10 protein-coding genes and 2 pseudogenes are annotated in these 15,211 nt (G+C 60.2%); all 12 read left to right on the plus strand.

Annotated features, from left to right (window positions below; genetic code table 11):
- The first annotated feature begins 80 nt into the window (after window positions 1-80).
- The 12 genes and pseudogenes from LRS56_25285 to LRS56_25340 all read left to right on the plus strand — a co-directional run bounded on the left by LRS56_25285 (window position 81) and on the right by LRS56_25340 (window position 15,201).
- The gene (locus LRS56_25285) at window positions 81-1,076 is read left to right on the plus strand and encodes a D-cysteine desulfhydrase (GenBank protein WDU62048.1); all 996 of its coding nucleotides are present in this window, start codon (window positions 81-83) and stop codon (window positions 1,074-1,076) included.
- 281 nt (window positions 1,077-1,357) lie between these two features.
- The gene (gene tcyJ / locus LRS56_25290) at window positions 1,358-2,152 is read left to right on the plus strand and encodes a cystine ABC transporter substrate-binding protein (protein WDU62049.1); all 795 of its coding nucleotides are present in this window, start codon (window positions 1,358-1,360) and stop codon (window positions 2,150-2,152) included.
- Window positions 2,152-2,817, plus strand: a complete 666-nt coding sequence (gene tcyL, locus LRS56_25295; protein WDU62050.1) for a cystine ABC transporter permease — start codon at window positions 2,152-2,154, stop codon at window positions 2,815-2,817. The genes tcyJ and tcyL overlap by 1 nt, the downstream gene beginning before the upstream one ends.
- 2 nt (window positions 2,818-2,819) lie before the next feature.
- Window positions 2,820-3,566: an L-cystine ABC transporter ATP-binding protein YecC gene (yecC, locus tag LRS56_25300; GenBank protein ID WDU62051.1), complete on the plus strand. Its 747-nt coding sequence runs from the start codon at window positions 2,820-2,822 to the stop codon at window positions 3,564-3,566.
- Window positions 3,567-3,961: 395 nt separating this feature from the next.
- Window positions 3,962-4,724 (plus strand): annotated as a pseudogene (locus LRS56_25305) (hypothetical protein).
- Between the two features lie 187 nt (window positions 4,725-4,911).
- Window positions 4,912-6,153, plus strand: coding sequence for an SfnB family sulfur acquisition oxidoreductase (locus LRS56_25310; GenBank protein ID WDU62052.1), 1,242 nt, complete (start codon window positions 4,912-4,914; stop codon window positions 6,151-6,153).
- Between the two features lie 25 nt (window positions 6,154-6,178).
- Window positions 6,179-7,372 carry an SfnB family sulfur acquisition oxidoreductase gene (locus tag LRS56_25315; GenBank protein ID WDU62053.1) on the plus strand — a complete coding sequence of 398 codons (1,194 nt, stop codon included), beginning with the start codon at window positions 6,179-6,181 and terminating at the stop codon, window positions 7,370-7,372.
- Window positions 7,372-8,724 carry an LLM class flavin-dependent oxidoreductase gene (locus LRS56_25320; GenBank protein ID WDU62054.1) on the plus strand — a complete coding sequence of 451 codons (1,353 nt, stop codon included), beginning with the start codon at window positions 7,372-7,374 and terminating at the stop codon, window positions 8,722-8,724. Before LRS56_25315 ends, LRS56_25320 begins: the two co-directional genes overlap by 1 nt.
- An 83-nt stretch (window positions 8,725-8,807) precedes the next feature.
- Window positions 8,808-9,624 (plus strand): annotated as a pseudogene (locus LRS56_25325) (MetQ/NlpA family ABC transporter substrate-binding protein).
- Window positions 9,621-10,736, plus strand: coding sequence for an ATP-binding cassette domain-containing protein (locus LRS56_25330; protein ID WDU62055.1), 1,116 nt, complete (start codon window positions 9,621-9,623; stop codon window positions 10,734-10,736). Before LRS56_25325 ends, LRS56_25330 begins: the two are co-directional and overlap by 4 nt.
- Complete coding sequence (locus tag LRS56_25335) at window positions 10,726-11,370, plus strand: ABC transporter permease (GenBank protein ID WDU62056.1); 645 nt, start codon at window positions 10,726-10,728, stop codon at window positions 11,368-11,370. The genes LRS56_25330 and LRS56_25335 overlap by 11 nt, the downstream gene beginning before the upstream one ends.
- Window positions 11,371-11,529: 159 nt before the next feature.
- Window positions 11,530-15,201: a YncE family protein gene (locus LRS56_25340; protein ID WDU62057.1), complete on the plus strand. Its 3,672-nt coding sequence runs from the start codon at window positions 11,530-11,532 to the stop codon at window positions 15,199-15,201.
- Window positions 15,202-15,211 lie beyond the last annotated feature (10 nt).

Raw genomic sequence — 15,211 nt, forward strand, 5'->3', positions numbered from 1 at the left:
TCCGACATAAGCGATTGGCGGTTGCCCGATCAAAAGTGCCTGCCTATAGTCGCCCCATCACTCAGCCACTGTCTGTCGCCATGATCAAACAACAGCTCGACCGTTTTAAACGCCTGGAACTGCTGGGCGGCGCCACCGCCCTGGAAAAACTCGAGCGGCTGTCGGCCTGGTTGGGCAGGGATATCTACGTCAAGCGCGACGACACCACGCCCCTGGCCATGGGCGGCAACAAGCTGCGCAAGCTCGAGTACCTGGCCTTTGACGCCATCGCTCAGGGCGCCGATACCCTGGTGACCGCCGGCGCCATCCAGTCCAATCACGTACGCCAGACCGCCGCACTGGCCGCCAAGCTCGGCCTGGGCTGCGTGGCCCTGCTGGAAAACCCCACGGGCACCGAAGACCCGAGTTACCTGGGCAACGGCAACCGCCTGCTGCTGGAGCTGTTCGACGCCAAAGTGGAATTGGTCGAGAACCTCGACAATGTGGACGAGCAACTCAACGCCCTCGCCGACCGCTTGCGCAGCAACGGCAAGAAGCCGTACCGGGTGCCCATCGGCGGCTCCAACGCCCTTGGCGCCCTGGGTTATGTGCGCGCCGGGCTGGAGCTGGCCGCGCAGATCGAAGACAGCGGTATCAAGTTCGCCGCTGTGGTCCTGGCGTCCGGCAGTGCCGGCACCCACAGCGGCCTGGCATTGGCCCTGAGTGAAGTGCTGCCGGATCTGCCGGTGATCGGCGTCACGGTGTCGCGCACCGATGAAGCCCAGCGTCCAAAAGTACAGGGCCTGGCCGAGCGCACCGCCGAGCTGCTGGGCGTGGATATCCCCGAAGCCTTCAAGGTGATTTTGTGGGACGAATATTTCGGCCCCCGGTATGGCGAACCGAACGCCGGCACGCTGTCTGCGGTCAAGTTACTGGCGAGCCAGGAAGGCCTGCTGCTGGACCCGGTCTACACTGGCAAGGCCATGGCCGGTTTGCTGGATGGCATCGGGCGTCAGCGGTTTGAAGACGGCCCGATCATTTTCCTGCACACCGGTGGGGCGCCGGCGTTGTTTGCTTACAACTCAGTGTTTAACTGAATACACGCGAATTGAAATTGTGGGAGCTGGCTTGCCTGCGATGGCGGTTTGTCAGCTACAGATGTGTTGACTGATCCACCGCTATCGCAGGCAAGCCAGCTCCCACATTAAATCTGCCTTATATTCCATAATAGAATATCAATTTAGATTTATATTATTTTCAAGTCTTAAAAACCGGCTTTATAGTCGCGCCGTAGGCGAAGACGCGCTACGCGCTTTAAGGCAGGATACGACTACTGCGTCACCTGCTTCGCTCAACATAAAAAACACAGGGGCTCTTCATGACTATTTCTGTATTGCGTCGCACGTTGTTGGTTGGCACTTTGGGCCTGGCACTTGGGGCTGGCCTGATGGGCCAGGCAGTGGCCGGCGAACAATTGGGCAACATCAAGAAAGCGGGCGAGATCAAGATCGGCCTGGAAGGCACCTACCCGCCGTTCAGTTTTGTCGATGAAAGCGGCAAGCTCAGCGGCTTCGAAGTCGAGCTGTCCGAAGCGCTGGCCAAGGAGCTGGGCGTCAAGGTCAAGCTGCAAGCCACCCCGTGGGACGGCATCCTCGCCGCCCTGGAATCCAAGCGCCTGGACGCCGTGGTCAACCAAGTGACCATCTCCGAAGAGCGCAAGAAGAAGTATGACTTCTCCAAGCCCTACACCGTGTCCGGGATCCAGGCGCTGGTCCTGAAGAAAAACCTCGACACCATCAAGACCGCCAACGATCTGGCCGGCAAGAAAGTCGGTGTGGGCCTGGGCACCAACTACGAACAATGGCTCAAGGACAACCAACCCAAAGCCATCATCAAGACTTACAACGATGACCCAACCAAGTTCCAGGACCTGCGCATCGGCCGCATCGACGCCATCCTGATCGACCGCCTGGCGGCCCTGGAATACGCCAAAAAAGCCCCTGACACCGCCGCTGCCGGTGATGCCTTCTCCCGCCAGGAAGCCGGTATTGCCCTGCGCAAAGGCGAGCCTGAACTGCTCGACGCGGTGAACAAGGCCCTCGACAAGCTGCGCGCCGACGGCACCTTGAAGAAGCTGTCCGAGAAGTATTTCAACGCTGACGTCACTGAATAATGGAAGCAGGTTTCCAACTCGCGCTGGACTCCGCGCCCTTTCTGCTCAAGGGCGCGTACTACACGGTGATCCTTAGCCTCGGCGGGATGTTTTTCGGTTTGCTGCTGGGCTTCGGCCTGGCCTTGATGCGCCTGTCGCGCTTCAAGCTGGTGAGCTGGATAGCCCGGGTCTACGTGTCGTTCTTTCGCGGCACGCCCTTGCTGGTACAGCTGTTTTTGATCTACTACGGCTTGCCGCAAGTGGGCATCGAGCTGGATCCGATCCCGGCCGCCATGATCGGCTTTTCGCTGAACATGGCCGCCTATGCCTGTGAAATCCTGCGCGCTGCAATCAGCTCCATCGAGCGCGGCCAGTGGGAAGCTGCCGCCAGTATCGGCATGACCCGTGCGCAAACCCTGCGCCGGGCCATCCTGCCGCAGGCGATGCGCACGGCCTTGCCGCCGCTGGGCAACAGCTTTATTTCACTGGTCAAGGACACGGCGCTGGCGGCCACCATCCAGGTGCCCGAGCTGTTCCGCCAGGCGCAACTGGTGTCGGCCCGTACCTTTGAAATCTTCACCATGTACCTGTCCGCTGCCCTGATCTACTGGATACTGGCAAGCATCCTGGCGCATTTCCAAAATCGCCTGGAAGACCGGGTCAACCGGCATGACCTGGAGTCCTGAGCATGATCGTGGTTGAAAAACTGACCAAACAATTCAAGGGTCAGGTGGTGCTTAACGGGATCGACCTTGAGGTCAAGGAAGGCGAAGTGGTCGCCATCATCGGCCCAAGCGGTTCCGGCAAGACCACCTTCCTGCGCTGCCTGAACTTCCTCGAAGAACCTACCAGCGGCCGTATCAAGGTCGGTGACATCGAGATCGACAGCAGCAAACCGCTCAACCAGCAACAGGGCCTGGTGCGGCGCTTGCGCCAGCACGTGGGTTTTGTGTTCCAGAACTTCAACCTGTTCCCGCACCGCACCGCACTGGAAAACGTCATCGAAGGCCCGATCGTGGTCAAGAAGATGCCACGCGAGGCGGCCATCGAACTGGGTCGCAAGCTGCTGGCCAGGGTCGGCCTGGCGGGCAAGGAAGACGCCTACCCACGTCGTTTGTCCGGCGGCCAGCAACAGCGCGTGGCGATAGCCCGTGCGCTGGCGATGGAGCCCGAGGTGATTCTGTTCGACGAACCCACCTCCGCGCTGGACCCGGAGTTGGTGGGCGAAGTACTGGCGACCATTCGCAGCCTCGCCGAAGAAAACCGCACCATGGTCATCGTCACGCACGAAATGAGCTTTGCGCGGGATGTGGCCAACCGGGTGATCTTCTTCGACAAGGGCGTGATCGTGGAGCAAGGCGAAGCCAAGGCATTGTTTGCCAACCCCAGGGAAGAACGTACCAAGCAGTTCCTGAGCAAATTCCTCGCTCACTGACCCCCTCTGCAAAACACGCTTAAATGTGGCGAGGGAGCTTGCTCCCGTTGGAGTGCGAAGCGCTCCCCAGATTTTGGGGCTGCTACGCAGCCCAACGGGAGCAAGCTCCCTCGCCACACGTTACTGCTCCTACAAGACGTCCTCACCCGCACCTGTAAAACTCCCCGCCGCACACCCCCTAAAATCCCCCTCCTCGTCAGCCCTTTCTGAATCTGCGCCAACTCGCCGTTTAGCCCTTTGCCGCCATTGACGCTCGTGGGCCAACCCTCTTATCTAGCACCCAGAGGATTGGATCCTATCCCGGCTATTCACTGAATCGTTCATTTCGGCCCCCAACGCACACCTGCGCCAAGGGGTCGGAACGATTGCTGCTGGCTGCATCAAGGAGATTACTTATGACGCGCATGCTCACCGCCCCGACTTTGCCTCAGGCCCTTCGAAACGGCATCAATGCCCTGGCCGCCACTCACCTGCAGGTCGACATCGCGCCTTATCCGGGTATGGATGAAGGCGACGTGATCGAATTGTTCTGGAACAACTGCTTTGCCGCCTCACGGCGGGTCACGGCGGGCAAAGCCGGCACCCCCACGCGCCTGCGCGTACCGGAGAAGTTTTGTACAGGATGGTCCGGCGCGGGTTCACTATCAGGTCATGCAGATCGGCCACGCCCCAGCACGCTCGGCTGTGACGCAGGTGCGAGTCAAAACCAACCGCCCTGGCGGCGGGCCTTCGGACCTGTACAACGACGAAAACCAGAACCTTGCCCCCGTGAACTTGCCGGAGACGATCCGCCGCTATGGCGTCAACAGCAGCCAGGTCCGGCGCGGTATCCCCCTGACCATCGAGCCCTACGCGAACATGACCACCGGCGATGCGATCACCCTGCGCTGGGGTGATGTGCGCATGGACCTGCCGAAAATCCAGGCCAGGAGTGTGGGCCTGACGGTGCAGGTGTGGGTGCCGCCAGCGGTGATTGTCGACGCTGGCGACGACTGCCGGCTGGAGGTCACGTACTGCATTCTCGATTGCGTCGGCAACACGTCGCGCTGGGCGCCGGCCCGCACGTTAAGGATTGCGGCTGCAGCCACCACCCGCCCGGCCGTTGCCACGCAGACCTATCAACCGCGCCCCCTCGGTTCGCCCTGTGAACCTGGGTGACAGACCTTCTATGCATATTCCCAAAAGTTAGTTTATTTAAATATTTAACACGCTTAGGGTATATGCACCGGACCACCGGACATCACTGATTTTTCTGTTTTTATTTCATTGAATGCGAGGTCGGTATGGTCAGAATTACCCCGGTGCACAACGCCAGGGCATTACGTGCAGCCAAGGAGCGGCGCTGATGTCTAACTTGGCTCTAACACCCCCCCAGAGTGATCTGGACGTAGCCCCCCTGCTGTTGCCGGCCGCCGTGCTGCGCAACGACACAGACGCGCTGGGCGCCGCCCGCGAGCTGGCCCAGGCCGCACGCCTGCAAGCCGCCAAGCGCGACCAGCAACGCAAGCTGCCGTGGGCGCTGATCGAACAGTTCACCCGCAGCGGGCTGGGCAGTATTTCCATTCCCCGCGAGTACGGCGGCCCACAGGTTTCGTTTGTGACCCTGGCCGACGTGTTCGCGATCATCAGCGCGGCCGACCCGGCCCTCGGCCAGATCCCACAGAACCATTTCGGCATCCTGCACCTGTTGCAGGGCGCCGCCACCGAACGCCAGAAAAAGCAGTTGTTCCAGAGCGTCCTCGACGGCTGGCGCATCGGCAATGGCGGCCCGGAACGCGGCACCAAAAACACCCTGGAGCTCAAGGCGCGGATTACCGCCGAAGGCGACGGTTATGTCATCAGCGGCCAGAAGTTCTACTCCACCGGCGCGCTGTTTGCCCACTGGGTCGCGGTTAAAGCACTTAACGATGAAGGCAAGCAGGTCATGGCGTTTGTGCGTCGTGGCACCGAAGGGCTACGCATCGTCGATGACTGGTCCGGCTTCGGCCAACGCACCACCGCCAGCGGCACCGTGCTGCTGGACCGTGTGCCGGTAGACACCGAGCTGGTCATCGAAAACTGGCGCATCGGCGAAACCCCGACTATCCAGGGCGCCGTCTCGCAGCTGATTCAAGCGGCTATCGACGCCGGCATCGCCCGTGGCGCGCTGGATGACACTATCGCCTTCGTGCGTGAGCGCTCGCGCCCGTGGATCGACGCCAAGGTCGAGCGCGCCAGCGATGACCTGTATGTGATTGCCGATATCGGCAAGCTGAAAATCGAACTGCACGCCGCCGAGGCGCTGTTGCGCAAGGCCGGCCAGGTGCTGGACCAGGTGAGTGCCGCGCCGATCACCGCGCAGTCCGCCGCCCGTGCCTCAATTGCCGTGGCCGAGGCAAAAGTGCTGACCACCGAAGTGTCGTTGCTGGTCAGCGAGAAGCTCTTCGAACTGGCCGGCAGCCGCGCCACCCTCGCCGAATTCAACCTCGACCGCCACTGGCGCAACGCGCGGGTGCACACCTTGCACGACCCGGTGCGCTGGAAGTATCACGCTATCGGCGCCTATCGCTTGAACGGCACATTGCCAGCTCGGCATTCCTGGATCTGACCGACCAGACATCTGGAGAACACACATGACTTTCTCTGCAAACGTCGCGGTCATCACCAGCGACGAACAAGCCCTTATTGTCGCCAGCGACCTGGCTGAAGACTTGCGCCGCGACAGCGCCCAGCGCGACCGCGAGCGCCGCCTGCCGCTGCCCGAACTGGACGTGTTCTCGCGCTCCGGCCTGTGGGGCATCAGCGTGCCCAAGGAGTACGGCGGCGCCGGGGTGTCCAACGTCACCCTGGCCAAGGTCATCGCACTTATCGCCCAGGCCGATGCCTCGTTGGGCCAGATCCCGCAAAATCATTTTTACGCCCTGGAAGTGCTGCGCGTAAACGGCAGCCCCGCCCAGCAACAACGTCTGTACGCCGAGGTGCTGGCCGGCCAGCGTTTCGGCAACGCCTTGGCGGAACTGGGCACCAAAACCGCGCATGACCGCGTGACGTCCATCACTCGCGACGGCGACGGCTTTCGCATTAGCGGCCGTAAGTTTTACGCCACCGGCGCGATCTACGCCCAGCGCATCCCCACCTCGGTGGTGGATGAACACGGCGTGCAGCAATTGGCGTTTGTGCCCCGCGACAGCGAAGGTCTGAGCGTGATCGACGACTGGAGCGGTTTCGGCCAGCGCACCACCGGCAGCGGCTCAGTAGTGTTCGATAACGTGTGGGTCGCCGCACACGACGTGATCGCGTTCCAGAGCGCCTTCGAACGCCCGACCACGGTCGGCCCGCTGGCGCAGATCCTTCACGCTGCCATCGACACCGGCATCGCCCGCGCCGCCTTCGAAGACGCGTTGCACTTTGTGCGCACCAAGACCCGCCCGTGGATCGATTCCGGCAACGACAAAGCCACCGAAGACCCGCTGACCCTCAAGAGCTTTGGCCACCTGAGCATTCGCCTGCACGCCGCCGAAGCATTGCTGGAACGCTCCGGCGAATGCCTTGACCGCGCCCAGGCCGACAGCACGGCCGACACCGTCGCGGCAGCCTCCATCGCCGTCGCCGAAGTGCGCGCCTTGAGCACCGAGATTTCCCTGGCCGCCGGCAGCACCCTGTTCGAACTGGCCGGCAGCCAGGCGACCCTGGCCGAGCACGGCCTGGACCGCCACTGGCGCAACGCCCGCGTGCACACCCTGCACGACCCGGTGCGCTGGAAGTATCACGCAGTGGGCAATTACTACCTCAATGATGAAAACCCGCCACTGCGGGGCACTCTCTGATGGCTAAGAAAAAGATCCTGCTCAATGCCTTCAACATGAACTGCATCGGGCACATAAACCACGGCTTGTGGACGCATCCACGGGACACGTCCACCCAGTACAAAACCATCGAATACTGGACCGAACTGGCGCGAACCCTGGAGCGCGGGCTGTTCGACGGTTTGTTTATCGCCGATATCGTCGGCGTGTATGACGTGTACCAGCACTCGATTGACGTGCCGCTCAAAGAGTCGATCCAGCTGCCGGTGAATGACCCGTTGCTGCTGGTCTCGGCGATGGCAGCCGTGACCAAGAACCTCGGCTTCGGCCTCACCGCCAACCTCACTTATGAGCCGCCGTACCTGTTCGCCCGGCGCATGTCCACGCTCGATCACCTGAGCCGTGGCCGCGTGGGTTGGAACATTGTCACCGGCTACCTCGACAGTGCCGCCAAGGCCATGGGCCTCACCGAGCAGGTCGAACATGACCGCCGTTACGACCAGGCTGATGAGTACCTGCAAGTGCTCTACAAACTCTGGGAAGGCAGCTGGGAAGACGACGCGGTGCTCAACGACCCACAAGCGCGGGTCTACGCGCAGCCGGGCAAGGTGCACAAGGTCGAGCACCAGGGCGAGTTTTACCAGGTGGAGGGTTATCACCTGTGCGAGCCGTCGCCGCAGCGCACGCCGGTGCTGTTTCAGGCCGGCAGTTCAGAGCGGGGTTTGCTGTTCGCCGGGCGGCATGCCGAGTGCGTGTTTATCAGCGGGCAGAACAAGGCTGCGACCAAAGTGCAGGTGGACAAGGTGCGCGCCAGCGCGGTCGAGGCCGGGCGCAACCCGGATGACATCAAGGTATTCATGGGCCTCAACGTGATCGTTGGCGCCACCGAGGAACTGGCCTGGGCCAAGCACGCCGAGTACTTGAGCTATGCCAGCCCGGAAGCCGGCGTGGCGCACTTCTCGGCGTCCACGGCGATCGATTTCGCCCAATACGAACTGGACGAACCGATCCAGTACGTGAAGAGCAACGCGATCCAGTCGGCCACCAATAACCTGCAGAACAACGATTGGACCCGGCGCAAATTGCTGGAGCAACACGCCCTGGGCGGGCGCTATATCACCCTGGTCGGTTCGCCCGAGCAGGTGGCGGACGAGCTGGAATCCTGGGTCAGCGAAACCGGCCTGGATGGCTTCAACCTGACGCGCATCGTCACCCCGGAAAGCTACGTGGACTTTATCGACCTGGTGGTGCCGGAGCTGCAGCGGCGCGGGTCGTACAAGACCGCCTATGAGACCGGCACCTTGCGCGAAAAAGTCTTCCAGCGCAGCGCCCGTCTACCCGAACAACACACCGGATCTACCTACCGACACTGAACCAAAAATGTGGGAGCTGGCTTGCCTGCTCCCACAGTTGATCGAGTTGTTAAATAACTACACCTTATGACTGGAAATCGATAATGAAAAAGACCCTGCTCTCCCACCCAGTCAAAGCACTGGCCCTGGCTTTTGGATTGTTCAGCTCGGTGGTATTTGCCGCCGACGCCCCACTGAAAATCGGCACCACTGCGGCCTTTGCGATCCCGCTGGAAGCCGCCGTGGCTGAAGCCGGCAAGCAGGGCCTGAAAGTCGAACTGGTGGAGTTCACCGACTGGATCGCGCCCAACGTCAGCCTGGCTGCCGGTGATATCGACGTGAATTACTTCCAGCACATCCCGTTCCTGGAAAACGCCAAGGCCGCCGCCGGCTTTGACCTGGTGCCGTACGCGCCGGGCATCATCAACAACGTCGGACTGTATTCGAAGAAATACAAAAGCATCAATGACCTGCCCCAAGGCGCCAGCGTAGCGATCGCCAATGACCCGATCAACAGCGGTCGCGGCCTGCAATTGCTGGCCAAGGCTGGGCTGATCACCCTCAAGCCGGGCGTAGGCTACAAGGCCACGGAAGAAGACATCGTGACCAACCCGAAGAAGATCAAAATCCTGCAAGTGGAGGCCGTGCAACTGGTGCGCGCCTATGACGACGCCGACCTGAGTACAGGGCTACCCGGCGTATATCCGCCTGTCCAAGACCTTCGATGCGGAATCGGCATTGCTGTTCGACGGCCTCGACCATCCGGAATACGTGATCCAGTTCGTGATCCAGCCCAAAAGCAAAACCGACCCGCGTGTGATCAAGTTCGTCGACATCTACCAGCATTCGCCAGTGGTGCGCGCGGCCCTGGATAAATCCCTCGGCAAGCTCTACCAAGTGGGCTGGGAAGATAAAAAATGACCGCCGCCCACTCTCAACTGCGCGACCTGGGCTTGCCGCCCAGGGACGCCGAGCAGGCAGAACTGCATCCGGACTTGAACCGCGCCCATGTGCGTTTTATCAACCTGGGCAAAACCTACGACGGCAACGTGCATGCCTTGCAAGGCATCGACCTGGCGATTCAGCACGGTGAAGTATTCGGCATTATCGGCCGCAGCGGCGCCGGTAAATCTTCGCTGATCCGCACCATCAACCGCCTGGAGCAACCCAGCAGCGGGCGGGTGCTGATCGATCAGGTCGACATCGGCGACTTCGACGAAGACCACCTGGTGGCGTTGCGGCGGCGCATCGGCATGATCTTCCAGCACTTCAACCTGATGTCGGCCAAGACCGTGTGGCAGAACGTCGAGTTGCCGCTGAAAGTCGCCGGCGTGCCCAAGCTGCAGCGTGAACAAAAAGTGCGCGAACTGCTGGAACTGGTGGGCTTGCAGGACAAGCACAAGGCCTATCCGGCGCAGCTCTCCGGCGGGCAGAAACAGCGCGTGGGCATCGCCCGTTCGCTGGTGCATGACCCACAGATTCTGCTGTGCGACGAGGCCACCTCGGCCCTCGACCCGCAGACTTCACAGTCGATCCTTGGCCTGTTGCGCGAGATCAACCAGCGCCTGGGCCTGACCATTGTGCTGATCACTCATGAAATGGCGGTGATCCGCGAAATCTGCGACCGCGTGGTGGTGCTGGAACACGGGCGTGTCGTCGAACAAGGCCCGGTGTGGCAGGTGTTCGGCAACCCGCAGCACGCCGTCAGCAAAACCCTGCTGGCGCCGCTGCAACATGGGCTGCCGGACGAACTGCAAAGCCGTTTGCAACCCACGCCTGAATCGGCGGACGCGGCGCTAGTGCTGCGTTTGCAGTTCACCGGCAGCGACACCGACGAACCCGACCTGGCCGCGCTGTTCGCTGCCCTCGGCGGGCGCGTGCGCTTGCTGCAAGGCGGTGTGGAGCGGATTCAGGGCCACGCCCTGGGGCAACTGCTGTTGGCGGTCAGCGGCTCACCCCACAGCGCCGAGGAGCTGCGCAACCGCGCCGGGAATTGGGCACAACAGGTAGAGGTGCTGGGCTATGTGGTTTGATCGTTTATTACAGGGCGCCATCGACACCTTGTTGATGGTTGGCGTGTCGTCGCTGATCGCGTTGCTGGTCGGGATTCCGCTGGCAGTGTTCCTGGTGACCAGCGACAAGGGCGGCATCTACCAGGCGCCCGCGCTGAACCGGGTGCTGGGAGCGTTCGTCAATCTGTTCCGCTCCATACCGTTTCTGATTCTGATGGTGGCGCTGATCCCGTTCACCCGGTTGATCGTCGGCACCACCTATGGCGTGTGGGCGGCCGTGGTGCCGCTGACCATCGCCGCCACGCCGTTCTTTGCGCGGATCGCTGAAGTCAGCCTGCGTGAGGTCGACCACGGTTTGATCGAGGCCGCGCAGGCCATGGGCTGCCGGCGTTGGCATATCGTCTGGCATGTGCTGTTGCCGGAAGCGCTGCCGGGAATTGTCGGCGGGTTCACGATTACCCTGGTGACGATGATCAACTCATCGGCAATGGCCGGGGCCATTGGTGCCGGCGGGTTGGGGGACATTGCCTACCGGTATGGCTACCAACGGTTCGATACGCAGATCATGCTGACGGTCATCGTGCTGCTGGTGATTCTGGTAGCGGTGATCCAGTTGGGCGGTGATCGCCTGGCACGGGTGCTTAACAAACGCTGAAGACCTTCGCTGCTCCCCGCTCGGGGAGCACATCACGAGCTACGCCGCTCATCGGAACTGTCAATTCTCACAGGTAGACGTCGATTTCCCCCCAGGCGTCTTATTTACCTTGCCCTGCGTGCATTTTCCCCACGCCCTCACTTTGCAAGGAATATGACCATGCCTACCGAACCCATTGACCTCGAACCACCACCCTATCCAGCTGAATCCGTGCCGCTGGGCAACACCTTGTACCCCGAAGCGGCCGTTTACGGCCTTAACATCCGTCATGTGTCCCCCTCCCTTAGCATGTATTTCGAACGATGGCCCGGCGCCAACAGAGGTGACTACATGGGCTGGCGCATTGGGAACCTGGACCGTCCAATCGCCTCTCTCGAGATCGACAACGTAGAGGACGAAGTGTCCCGGTACGTTTTGGTCGTTCCTGCGCGGGACCTTCCAGAGGGTAACGTCGACATGTTTGGCCGGGTGGTACGTATCGGCAGCGGCCAGGCCAGCCGGTCTATCACGCAAAAAATTCTGATCAAGACCACGCGGCCCGGCGGAGACGATCGCAGGGTACTGGAGCCGTGGCACAGCGAGTTGGTGATGCGGATCATATACACCGCAACCGGCGAGCCCATTGTTGACGGCGACACCATTGCAGACCCGACAGGCGGGTTTACTTGCCTGATCGACAAGTATTTGAACTGCCGCCAGAACGACGAAATCACAATCTGGTTTGATGGCATAAGGGTCCCCCATATCGTGAGCCCGGCCGAGGCTGCCGGGGCCGGGCCGATCCGCGTGGAGATCCCCGAGAGCATTATCCTCAATGCCACCCAACTGGGATCGGTGCAGGTGTTCTTCAGCTGCAAAGACGTGGTGGGCAACGAAGCAGGGGGTAAGTACCCGTATTCAAAACCTATCGAGTTGCGAAGTGAGCTGGACCAAACGCTTCTCTCCCCTCCGGCCTTTATGGTGGCGGTTCCGCCCGATACTGAAGGCTTAGAAGTCACTCAGGTCGACCTGGATACCGACTCCACCTCCAGCTTCTTTGTTTATGCCTTTGTAGATCGTGCCAGGGTCGCCCCCAGGCCCCCCCACCAGGTCAAACTCACTTTTGAAATCACACCGGCAAACGGTACCCCTTGGGTCAAAGTTTTTCCTCTCGCCCCCGACACTAACTTGGGGCGTGTGAAGATTGATGTCGATAAAGAGCTCATCAACTCGCTGACGGGCGGGATGTTCCGGATGTCCTTCCAATGGCTGACCAGCGCAGGAGTATTGAAGGGGCAATCGGCGAGCACCTTGGTCAGGGTCGTGGGCAGCCAGGTATTGATGCCACCCGTGATCTCGGCCCAGATCGAGTCGGGCTTGATTGAAGCCATCGCAGACCTGTCCGCAGAAATCCCGACCTACCAGCCCCACAACCCGAATTGGACGGAAACGTTTTCGATGACGCCAGTGGTAAGCGCGGGCGGCCTTGCGCCGTACACCGAAACGCAATTGGCAGGGCCTCAGGGTGGTATTCGGCGTGTGACCGTTGCGAACCTGCAAAGATTCAGGGGCCAAGGCTTCCTGGAAATTGGTTACTCCACGAACGAAGGCAGGGAGGGTGCACCTGCCATCCGCAAGTCGAAGGTGCTCACGGCTCAGATTGGCGTGCGCGACCCTGTATTGGCCGCCCCGACTGTTAAAGGGGCAGTAGATGACAATATCGACCCGGCCGAAATGAAAGACCCCGAGTTGACGATCTATGTGCCTTACACGGGCACGGTCGCAGGCAATGTGGTGAGCTGGAGTGTGATAGGGCAGAACCAGGCAGGCTCCGCGAGCGGAACCTTTCCTATCACAACGACGAACGCAGGCAGTGCCTTGCCCACCGTGGGCATCCCGGTGCCCCGGCTGGTGCTGGACAACAATAACGAAAACATCATCAGCGTCACCTACAGCGTCACAGACCCCACAGCGCGCCCCCCACGGATCTTGCGTTCCGAGGTGCGTTACATCAGCGTCGGCAAGGCGGTGAGGCTGGGGATTCCCAGAGTGATTGAGGCCAGCCCGCTTCAAGATCAAATCGACCCCAAAAACGTGACCAAGGGTGCAACCATTGAGATGGACATTCGGCAGTCGCGGGACGACGATCAAATCTTCGCCGTTTGGCAGGGCGCTTTTGGCATTAGCACTATTGAAGTGCAAGTGCCAGGCAACTCGAAGGCCACTATCGTCAAGGCGCCCATCCCACCCGAGGTTATTGCCAAAGCCCTTCGTGCGGGTGGCAACACGATTACGGTCAGCTACTACTTTACACGGGGGCCTTTCAGCTATACCTCCGTCTCGCGTGATCTGCGGCTGTTGCCCCCTACCGGTATGCGGGCTCCAACAATCAACGCCTATGAACTTGGGTCGTTGCCTGTCTACGAAATTACAGGAGACGCCTATTTCAAGGTTGATAGATGGGACTCTATCTTTGTAAACCAGTACATCTGGGGAACACTCAGAGGCACGAATGCCGATGGTACGCCCTACGAAAATGTAATCTTCAACGCCCACGTGCTTACCGCAGACGAGGCCGCCAACGGCATTTCCGCACTTGTACCGGCGCAGGAATTGACAGGGCTCCAGGACAACTCGCACTTGCTCCTGACATTCTCAGTCAGTTATGCACAAGTCCCCAGTACGGACACGGCGGTACCCTTTACCACGCGTGACTATGTTATCCAGACGTTGCCCAGCACCCTGCCGGCGCCCGCGTTTGCCAATCAGAAGGTGGCTGCGCTCAGTATTGACCCACTCATCTACGAGAATACCGCCTCTGTCACCGTTACCTACCCAGGCATGACCACCGCCCAAACCATCAACTTGCTCTGGCGTTTCCCGGACGGCACAAATGCCACGATCGCTGCGAGAAACGGCCTGGCTACGGGAAGAGTCGACTTTCCTGTCTCTCGGGCAGTGCTCAGCGCCAGTGTGGGTAAACCCATCACGTTGCAATACTCGTCAACCAGTGGCACAAAAGTGGTCTGGTCAGACGTCCAGACACTGACGGTGCAAACGATCCCAGAGGCAAACCTGCCACAGGCACTGCTCAACCGAGTCGTCAATGGCGGGCAGCAAAACCTGGACAACTTCACCACGTCGACGTTGTCACTGCCGGCGTGGCGCTTGAGCAAGGTTGGCCAGCGACTCACCATCACCGCCCATAGTGATGGGGTGCTCCCGCTCAAAGTGCTGGACAACTACCCCATCACTGCCAACGAAGTTACCAACGGGTTGGTAAATATCCCGGTACCGAACAGTTGGTTATTGACGTTAAGCAACAATGGTCGGTTAATGCTGGACGTGGAATCGGCCCATGATGGCATCTTTAATAGCCCGACGACAGTTCAGTTCCCACTCACCGAATACACCATCATCAATGTGCCAACACTTGCCAGCGATATCACAACCTTTCAAAACTCGTCGATGAATGGCTGGAAATCCTTTGCGGCGGACTTCCGGGATCTAAGTTTCTCGCCACAAGGTTTATTAAACTATACCTACAGCGAAAGCTCTCAGGGAATGATAATTAGAAAGTCATTTAACAACATGAAAATAGGATCAACCTACCGGTTCAGTATGGACGCCATGAGGGTAGACGGTAGGTTCGCGCTGCCTATCCTCTCTCTGCATACAAACCAAGGCCCGCTCACGGACTATTATTATCTCTCCTCGATGACGACGATCACGATGAGCGGTGAGTTCATTGCCAATACTCAGAGCATGGATTTCATGCTCTTCAACAGTCAACCCACCGCTGGCGGCAATGACTACGTCGTGTCAAACGCCAAAGTGACTCGCCTCTCATAAAACGCGATAC

The sequence above is a fragment of the Pseudomonas poae genome, from assembly GCA_028869255.1.
GTDB classification, from domain to species: Bacteria; Pseudomonadota; Gammaproteobacteria; order Pseudomonadales; family Pseudomonadaceae; genus Aquipseudomonas; species Aquipseudomonas poae_C.

Bases quoted from the DNA above. Each gene is read 5' to 3' on its own strand.
- LRS56_25285 (WDU62048.1), top strand. From the start codon at position 81: ATGATCAAACAACAGCTCGACCGTTTTAAACGCCTGGAACTGCTGGGC.
- tcyJ (WDU62049.1), top strand. From the start codon at position 1,358: ATGACTATTTCTGTATTGCGTCGCACGTTGTTGGTTGGCACTTTGGGC.
- tcyL (WDU62050.1), top strand. From the start codon at position 2,152: ATGGAAGCAGGTTTCCAACTCGCGCTGGACTCCGCGCCCTTTCTGCTC.
- yecC (WDU62051.1), top strand. From the start codon at position 2,820: ATGATCGTGGTTGAAAAACTGACCAAACAATTCAAGGGTCAGGTGGTG.
- LRS56_25310 (WDU62052.1), top strand. From the start codon at position 4,912: ATGTCTAACTTGGCTCTAACACCCCCCCAGAGTGATCTGGACGTAGCC.
- LRS56_25315 (WDU62053.1), top strand. From the start codon at position 6,179: ATGACTTTCTCTGCAAACGTCGCGGTCATCACCAGCGACGAACAAGCC.
- LRS56_25320 (WDU62054.1), top strand. From the start codon at position 7,372: ATGGCTAAGAAAAAGATCCTGCTCAATGCCTTCAACATGAACTGCATC.
- LRS56_25330 (WDU62055.1), top strand. From the start codon at position 9,621: ATGACCGCCGCCCACTCTCAACTGCGCGACCTGGGCTTGCCGCCCAGG.
- LRS56_25335 (WDU62056.1), top strand. From the start codon at position 10,726: ATGTGGTTTGATCGTTTATTACAGGGCGCCATCGACACCTTGTTGATG.
- LRS56_25340 (WDU62057.1), top strand. From the start codon at position 11,530: ATGCCTACCGAACCCATTGACCTCGAACCACCACCCTATCCAGCTGAA.